General features: G+C 52.8%; 1 pseudogene. It reads right to left on the bottom strand.

Annotated elements, in window-relative coordinates:
* Window positions 1–305, bottom strand: a pseudogene (locus E0D98_RS26335) (ATP-binding protein); the annotation flags it as partial.

Below are 305 nucleotides of genomic sequence, written 5' to 3'. Positions count from 1 at the left end.
AGCCAGCAGCGTTCCCGGACAAGCCAGGGGGTGAGCGTGGTGACTTTTTCATCCAGAACGTCCTGAAGCAGGATCCCCGTGCGTGCGATGGATTTTCGCTGGGGTAAGAGCATGGCTTCGATTTCATTCCTTCCACGCTCCGGATCGCGTTCGAAAACAAAACTGATTTTGTGACCGATGTTTTTATAGGCAGTGTTCATTCGCTCTGCCAGCGCTGTAATCAGTGATTCCAGTGTGCCGGGGGCTGTCAGGTCCGGGTTTTCATCCATTTCTTTCAGGGCACCGCTGATTTCAAAGACGGAAAG

The sequence above is a fragment of the Escherichia sp. KCJ4928 genome (genome assembly GCF_004352695.1).
Classification (GTDB): domain Bacteria; phylum Pseudomonadota; class Gammaproteobacteria; order Enterobacterales; family Enterobacteriaceae; genus ECMA0423.
The sequence above is the reverse complement of the archived record's forward strand: the minus strand, read 5'-3'. Positions and strand labels throughout refer to the sequence as shown.